Source organism: Dankookia sp. GCM10030260, from assembly GCF_042666655.1.
Classification (GTDB): domain Bacteria; phylum Pseudomonadota; class Alphaproteobacteria; order Acetobacterales; family Acetobacteraceae; genus Paracraurococcus.
This window is the reverse complement of the sequence record NZ_JBHTDE010000026.1, coordinates 20,874-27,493: the sequence shown is the minus strand read 5'-3', so window position 1 is coordinate 27,493 and position 6,620 is coordinate 20,874. Positions and strand designations below refer to the sequence as shown.

The 6,620-nt window shown below is 66.8% G+C and carries 6 protein-coding genes; 1 reads left to right on the top strand and 5 read right to left on the bottom strand.

Translation table 11 applies throughout. The features are described from left to right. Window positions 1-347: 347 nt before the first annotated feature. The 4 genes from ACFQS7_RS28540 to ACFQS7_RS28525 form a co-directional block, all read right to left on the bottom strand. Entirely contained in the window at window positions 348-707 is a 360-nt protein-coding gene (locus ACFQS7_RS28540) for a MarR family transcriptional regulator (RefSeq protein ID WP_380070546.1), read from the bottom strand. A 540-nt stretch (window positions 708-1,247) separates the two neighbouring features. Further along, window positions 1,248-1,904: a LysE family translocator gene (locus ACFQS7_RS28535; protein ID WP_380070545.1), complete on the bottom strand. Its 657-nt coding sequence runs from the start codon at window positions 1,902-1,904 to the stop codon at window positions 1,248-1,250. A 48-nt stretch (window positions 1,905-1,952) separates the two neighbouring features. Next, window positions 1,953-2,864, bottom strand: a complete 912-nt coding sequence (locus ACFQS7_RS28530; protein ID WP_380070544.1) for a dihydrodipicolinate synthase family protein — start codon at window positions 2,862-2,864, stop codon at window positions 1,953-1,955. A gap of 167 nt (window positions 2,865-3,031) precedes the next feature. Then, the gene (locus ACFQS7_RS28525) at window positions 3,032-3,655 is read right to left on the bottom strand and encodes an FMN-binding negative transcriptional regulator (RefSeq protein ID WP_380070543.1); all 624 of its coding nucleotides are present in this window, start codon (window positions 3,653-3,655) and stop codon (window positions 3,032-3,034) included. A 94-nt stretch (window positions 3,656-3,749) separates the two neighbouring features. Here ACFQS7_RS28525 and ACFQS7_RS28520 point away from each other — a divergent pair, with 94 nt between their 5' ends. After that, window positions 3,750-5,246: a PLP-dependent aminotransferase family protein gene (locus ACFQS7_RS28520; protein ID WP_380070542.1), complete on the top strand. Its 1,497-nt coding sequence runs from the start codon at window positions 3,750-3,752 to the stop codon at window positions 5,244-5,246. Between the two features lie 142 nt (window positions 5,247-5,388). On the opposite strand, the gene ACFQS7_RS28515 is transcribed toward ACFQS7_RS28520, so the two are convergent. Beyond that, the gene (locus ACFQS7_RS28515; protein WP_380070541.1) at window positions 5,389-6,576 is read right to left on the bottom strand and encodes a Fic family protein; all 1,188 of its coding nucleotides are present in this window, start codon (window positions 6,574-6,576) and stop codon (window positions 5,389-5,391) included. Window positions 6,577-6,620 lie beyond the last annotated feature (44 nt).

The following is a 6,620-nucleotide window of genomic DNA, read 5'->3' as shown; positions in this document are numbered from 1 at the left end:
CCAGCGCAAACGCCCGACACTTTGCCCAAACGCCGGGGGCGACCCAGGCGTAGTGCCACGCGCCCCTGATTTTCCCAAATTCACAAGCCATATCAGGCAGTTCGCAGTAGGCGGTGTTCAAGTTGGGCCAAACACCTCAACGGCCATGGCTGTAGGCCGAGTGGTGCGACGTTCACGGCAATCCGGCGGCTCAGTGTTGGCTGACAGGCATCTCGGCAGGCCCGAGGTCCCTGCCCTTCCCTGCCCGCTTGGCGGTGCCACTGCCGTCCAGAAGTGGGAGCGCCGGAGCTGGTCCTGCTTCGTAACATGAGATGGGGGAGCAATCAGCGCCGTTGCGCCGCTGATGCTCACGCCGCCGCGGTGCGATGCTCCGTGTCCGCCACCGCCATGACCTGGCGCAGGTCTGCCAGGAACGCACTTCCCTGTTGAGTCTGCTGCACAAGCACGCTGCGGCGATCCATCGGGTCCACCTTGCGCCGTGCGAGGCTCAGTTCACCCAGCCGGTCCAGGGCACGGGTGATGGCGGGCTTGGAGACGTTGAGCTCCGCCGCCAAGCCGCGCACCGTATGCGGGCCAGCGGTCAAATAGACGGTGAGGAAGACGCCAAACTGGCGGCTGGTAAGATCGGCTTCGTTGCGCCGGACCAAGGCCAGGATCGTCTGGCGAAGCACTTGCGTCAGGGCGTCGTCACCCATTGTAGCTGTCATGGTCTGTTCTCCTTTGCATCAAGAAGCCGATGCAAAGGTTTTTGTTGCGACCGTGATGTTCAGCTCCATCACAGGTGCGCGGTCGTGGTCTTGGCACCATCGCGCCCGACATGATGGACCGGGAGTGGACGAGACGCGGGCGTGATTCCAACCGCTTGGCGGCTTCCAATACCAATTGTGGCATCCCTCTCTTAAGACCCTGTAAGCGTGGATCGCGGGTGATACCGGGCGCCTGGGTCAGCGCGGGAGAGCGGGGAGCGCGGACAGCGTGTGGGAGCGCGCCTCCTGGCAACATCAGTTCCCGACTGTTCTCGCGCAGTGGCCAATCAGCCCGCGGTACCTTGGCCTACCGACAAGATGGATGGCGGGTGGCTGTAGACGCTTCGCGGTGTCGATCTCCGCTCCGCGCTCGATCCGGACATCGGCAACTCACTGGCCGCCGACCAAAAGCAGACATCAGAGTGCAAGTCCACGTAGGCACGGCTAATAACAAACCCGAGCAGCTCTCTGACAGGTCGTGAGAGCAGCAACGCCCAGCAATCAGGTTGGAGGCCGTTTCGCCAAGGCGAGGCCGATGCCCAGCGTGATCATCGCGGCACCCGACGCCTCTCGGAGGCGGCGGATCAATGTGGGACGTGCTGTCGCACCTTCCCGTATACCGCTCGCCGCAAAAGCGACCGCGATATCGGCGAGAGTGTTAAACGCTACCGACACGAAGCCGAGCACTATGAACTGCACAGCGACGTTGCCGTCAGCCGGGACCACGAATTGCGGCACGAAGGCCAGGAAGAAAGCAGCCGTCTTTGGGTTCAGCGCCTCGACCAGCACGCCTTCGCGGAATGCTCGCCGCGGACCGACCGGTGGCGCCGTGGCTCCTCCTTCCAGATCTGCCGATGCTTCCCTGCGGGCGGACTGGACCGTGCAGATACCGAGCCAGACCAGATAGGCTGCCCCGATCAGCTTCAGCGCGGTGAAGAGTTCTGCGCTGGTGAGCACGATGGTGGAAACGCCCAGGCTGCCCGCGAGGACGTGGATCATGCCGCCCAGTCCGGTGCCGAAGCTGGAGGCCACGCCTTCCGCACGGCCGCCGGCGAGCGTGCGCGCGGCGACGTAAAAGATGCCCGGTCCGGGCGTGACGGCCAGCAGCAGGGCCGCGGCGAGGTACAGGGCGAGTTGGGTTAGGTCGGGCAAGATCATGAGCCTCTGTTGGAATGCTGATTGACCGGCATTCGGTGCCGGGCGTGACTAATGGCCATCGGCATCGAGCCTCTTCAGCGCGGCAGCCACGCGCGGGTAAGCGGCGGAAGGGAGCGGGAGGATCGGCCGTGGCGGCTCCGCACGACAGAGGCCCAGGATGTTGGCGGCGGCGTACATCACCCGCAGGCTGCTCAGTTCCTTGAAGAGCTCCCACAACGGCTGGAAGCGTTCGTTCCAGCCCGCCACCTCGGCCGTGTCGCCCGCCTGGGCAGCGCGGAGGAGCCTCAAGGTCGCCTCGGGCAGCAGTCCGCCGACCACGCTGTACCAGGCGTCGCCGCCCGCCAGCACGGCATCCGAAGCGTTCCAGTCGCCGCTGTAGCCAATGGCGAAGCTGCTGGGGATCCTCGCGCGGAGCGCCTCATGCCGCGCCCGCGCCTCCGCGGGCGGGGGCGCCGGGTTCTTCACGGCAGTGATGCCGGGGACCTTCGACAACCGCGCCACCAGAGCATCGCTGAAGGAGAAGTGTGTGGTCCCGGGGTTGTTGTAGATGCAGACGGGCAAGCTCGTCGCGCCCGCGACAGCGACGAAGTGCTGGAAGACCTCGTCGTCGGTAAGCGCAGTGTAGGACACCGGGGCAAGGAGGAGACCGTCCGCCCCCGCCGCCTTTGCGTCGCGTGCCAAGTCTTGCGCGTCATCGGTCCTGAGCGCGCCGACGCCGACGATCAGCGGAACCCGCCCACGCAGGCTGCCCGCAGCGGCCTCGACTGCGCGGCGTCGCTCGGCGCGGGCCAGGTAGGTATATGTGCCCGTGCTGCCGAGCAGGCCGATCGAATCCACCTCCGCCGCTGCGAGGCGCTGCACCAGACGCACGAGCGCATCGGTGTCCACGCGGCCGTGCGGATCGGCGGGCGTGATGGGAAAGGCGGAGAGGCCACGGAACATCGCGGGTGGTATGGACATGGCTTGGCTCCTCTGGTTGGTTGAGGGGGAACTCGGGATGGTCGAGAAACCGGGTCAGCACCGGACCAGCACAAAACCCCCAATCAGCATCGCCACGCCGATCAGGCGCGGCAGGCCGATTGGGCGTTGAGCAAGGCCAGGCCTGTCATCTGTGCCTTTGGCTCCACTCAGCCCGGGATCAGCACCGCTGCGGCGAGGTCGGCGGCGTGCTCGCTCGCGGCAAGCCCGGCGGCCACGCCTGCCCGGTCCGCGGCGTTGCGGTTCTGGCTCATCTTGCGCTTGCCTTCGATGCGCATGATCGGCAGCCGGAGGCCAACGATCCCCTGGAGCTGCGCACGGACAAAGTCCGCTGGCGCGTCGGTCACCGCCCAGGGCTCAGCGCGGGGCCACTCGTGCCGGTCGGTTAGCCGCGTCACGACCTCCAGCAGGCGGCTGGCGTCGTCGAAGAACTCGGCCGGGCCATAGGCATGGACGGCGACGTAGTTCCAGGTCGGCACCACCTTCCCGTGCTCCTGCTTGGAGGGGTACCAGGAGGGGCTGACATAGGCCTCCGGCCCCATGAAGAGCGCCATGGCGTCGCCCGTCGGCGGCAGCTTCCATTGCGGGTTCGCCCGGGCCAGGTGGCCATAGAGCGTGCCGCAGGGGCCTTCCTCCGGCACGATGAGGAGCGGCAGTGGCGTGGCGACCAAGCCCTCCGTCGTCGTCGTGACGAGGTTCGCCAGGCGGGCCGCCCGGATCATCCCCTGCAGGGCGGCGAGGTCGTCCTCTCGGAAGGCGGGCGGAACATACATCGGCGTGGCTCCTGGATTGGCCTGGACCCTGCCCCGAGGCTGGTCCACAAGGAACGTCCAGTTTCCTACAGAAAGACTGGACCAGTTTGCCGCCATGGCACCGGAAAGACCCGCGACTGCCCGGATCACCCAGAGGATCTGCGGGGCGATCAAGAGCCAGATCGCCTCCGGCCGGTTCGGCCCCGGTGCCCGGCTGCCCTCCACCAGGGCCCTGGCGGCGGAGTGGGGCGTCTCGCGGACGACGGTGACGGCGGCCTATGAGCAGCTGATCGCGGAGGGATATCTAGAGGCGCGGCAGGGCGCCCGGACGCAGGTGGCGCGGGGGCTTGGCCTCGCGCCCGCACCGCCCGCCCAGGCCGGGCTTCCGGCGAGTCCCGACCGGCTCTCGGCCTATGGTCAGCGGCTGACGGCGTTCAATCTACCATCCGCGTCCGATGCGGGTCGGATGGTTGCGGACTTCCGCTACGGGGATCTGGCCGCTGCCGACTTTCCCATGCTCGCCTGGAGAAAGGCCGTCGGCGCCGCCTTGCTGCGCCGTCAGGGGCGCTTCCGCTATGGCGACCCGCGCGGTTCGGCCGAGTTGCGGACGGCCCTCCAATCCTATCTCTGGCGGGCCCGAGGGCTGCGCTGCGATCTGGACCAGATCATCGTGGTGAATGGCTCGCAGCAGGGTCTCGACCTCTGCGCGCGGCTGCTGCTCGACCCGGGTGATCGGGTCGTGATGGAGGATCCCGGTTACGCCCTTGCGCGCCAAGTCTTTCTGGCGGCCGGGGCGGAGGTGGTCCCCGTCACCGTGGACCGGGACGGGATGCGGACGGAAAGCCTGCCCGCGGCCCAGCTGGCCTATGCCACGCCATCCCACCAGTTTCCGCTCGGCGGCGTCCTGTCGGCGGGGCGGCGTCGGGAGTTGCTGGCCTGGGCTCAGAGCAGCAGGGCCTATGTGATCGAGGACGACTACGACAGCGAGTACCGCTTCGATATCGCCCCGATCCCGCCTTTGCAGGCGCTGGATAATGCCGGGCGGGTCATTTATCTCGGCACGGTCTCGAAGACGCTCTCGCCGACGCTCCGCCTCGGCTACCTCGTCGTCCCGCCGGTGCTATCCGAAGACTTTGCCAAGGCGAAGAGGCTGACCGACCGGCACTCGGCCAGCCTGGAACAGGAGGCCTTGGCTGAGCTGATCGAGAGCGGTGCCTACGAGCGGCATGTCCGCCGCGTTCGCCGCCGGAACAGCGAGCGACGCGCGGCCCTGCTGACTGCCCTGTCAATCACCCTGGGCGAAGCGGTGACAGTGGTTGGCGCCGATGCCGGGCTGCACGTCGTCGTCTGGCTGAACCGGGTCCCGAGGACGCAGGAGAGAGGGCTCATCGCTTGGGCGGATGCGGTGGGCCTCGGCGTGTATCCTATCACTCCGCTCTATGCCTCCGCTGCAGCGGCAGTCCGTCCCGACGCGGCGGGGCTGGTCATGGGGTATGCCAGCCTCGACGAGCGGACCATCGACCAAGGAGTGCGGACGCTGAGGAAGGTTCTTGATGCCTTTGCTGCCGAGGATGGCGCTGGTCGAGTGCTGCTGTGTCCGCGTTCGCGGTGAAAAGCCGGGCGCTGGTTGCAGCGCGGCGTATGAATCCGCGCCGGCGCACCGGAAACCCGCGGCCGACCGCGATTGTGGCAAGCCTCTCCTAACCCGCGGTAAGCGGGGCAGAGCGCGTGTGAAGCCAATGAGACTGGCCGATTCAGGCCGCCGTCGGCAGTGGAGCGGTGCCTTCATTGAGGATGGCAAGATAACCCCGATAGCCGAATACCCGTCCGCGCCGGCGCCCGGTCACCTCCTCAACGATCCCCAGGCGCTGCATGTCCGACAGTGCGGCGTTGACGGTCGGCGTCGAGAGGCCCGTTGCCTTGACCAACCGGTTGGCCGTGAGAAAGGGGTTCTGCTGCAGTAGATCATGGACTCGCAGCGCCGATCCGGCGCGCTCGCTCCCGATCGTGATCCGCTCCCTGTCCTCCTTGAACAGCGCGACGATGCGGGAGGTCGCCTCGAAGGCTTGGTTGGCAGTCTCGGCCACGCCATCGAGGAAGAATTCGAGCCAGGCTTCCCAGGCTCCGTTCTCCCGGACTTCCTGGAGCAGCCGGTAATAATCGGCGCGATGCGCCTTGAGATAGAGGCTGAGGTAAAGCAGCGGCTGTCGCAACACGCCGTGGACGCAGAGGTAGAGTGTCACCAGCAAGCGGCCGATGCGGCCGTTCCCATCAAGGAAGGGATGAATCGTCTCGAACTGAACATGGAGCAGCCCGGCCTTGATGAGAGCCGGTAGCTGCGAGGCGTCCTCGTGCAGGAAGCGCTCGAAGTCAGCGAGGCAGCCGTCGAGTTCAATGACAGGGGGAGGCACGAACAGGGCGTTGCCGGGGCGGGTGCCGCCGATCCAGTTCTGGGATCGGCGGAATTCGCCAGGCGCCTTGGTCCCACCACGACCGTCCTGGAGCAGTCTGGCGTGCATCTCGCGGATGAGCCGGAGGGAGAGTGGTAGGGTCTCGAGCCGCTCCAGGCCATGCATCATGGCATCGACGTAGTTGGAGACCTCGCGGATGTCGTTGATCGGCTCGCCGGCCCGGGCCTCGGTCTCGAAGCGCAGGAGGTCTGACAGCGTTGATTGCGTCCCCTCAATCTGGGACGAGAGCACCGCCTCCTTACGGACGTACATGTAGAGGAACAGCTCCTGGCGGGGCAGCATCATGGTAATGCCGTCAAGTCGGCCAAGGGCACGCTCGGCGAGGCTCAGGCGCTGCAGCAGACAGAGGATGTCGATCGGCGGCGTGGGCGGCAGGGGTGGCGGCACGAAGGCACGTACGACCTCGCCAGCAACCGGGGTTTCGATGTGGCGGCCGAGGCGAGGGTTTGCAGCAGCAGTGCGGTCACGCATGACATGATCGTGCCGGCCCCCTCTTGTTAAAGCAATGCCGGTAT

Coding starts and splice junctions, on each gene's coding strand:
- ACFQS7_RS28540 (WP_380070546.1), bottom strand. CDS start 707: ATGACAGCTACAATGGGTGACGACGCCCTGACGCAAGTGCTTCGCCAG.
- ACFQS7_RS28535 (WP_380070545.1), bottom strand. CDS start 1,904: ATGATCTTGCCCGACCTAACCCAACTCGCCCTGTACCTCGCCGCGGCC.
- ACFQS7_RS28530 (WP_380070544.1), bottom strand. CDS start 2,864: ATGTCCATACCACCCGCGATGTTCCGTGGCCTCTCCGCCTTTCCCATC.
- ACFQS7_RS28525 (WP_380070543.1), bottom strand. CDS start 3,655: ATGTATGTTCCGCCCGCCTTCCGAGAGGACGACCTCGCCGCCCTGCAG.
- ACFQS7_RS28520 (WP_380070542.1), top strand. CDS start 3,750: ATGGCACCGGAAAGACCCGCGACTGCCCGGATCACCCAGAGGATCTGC.
- ACFQS7_RS28515 (WP_380070541.1), bottom strand. CDS start 6,576: ATGCGTGACCGCACTGCTGCTGCAAACCCTCGCCTCGGCCGCCACATC.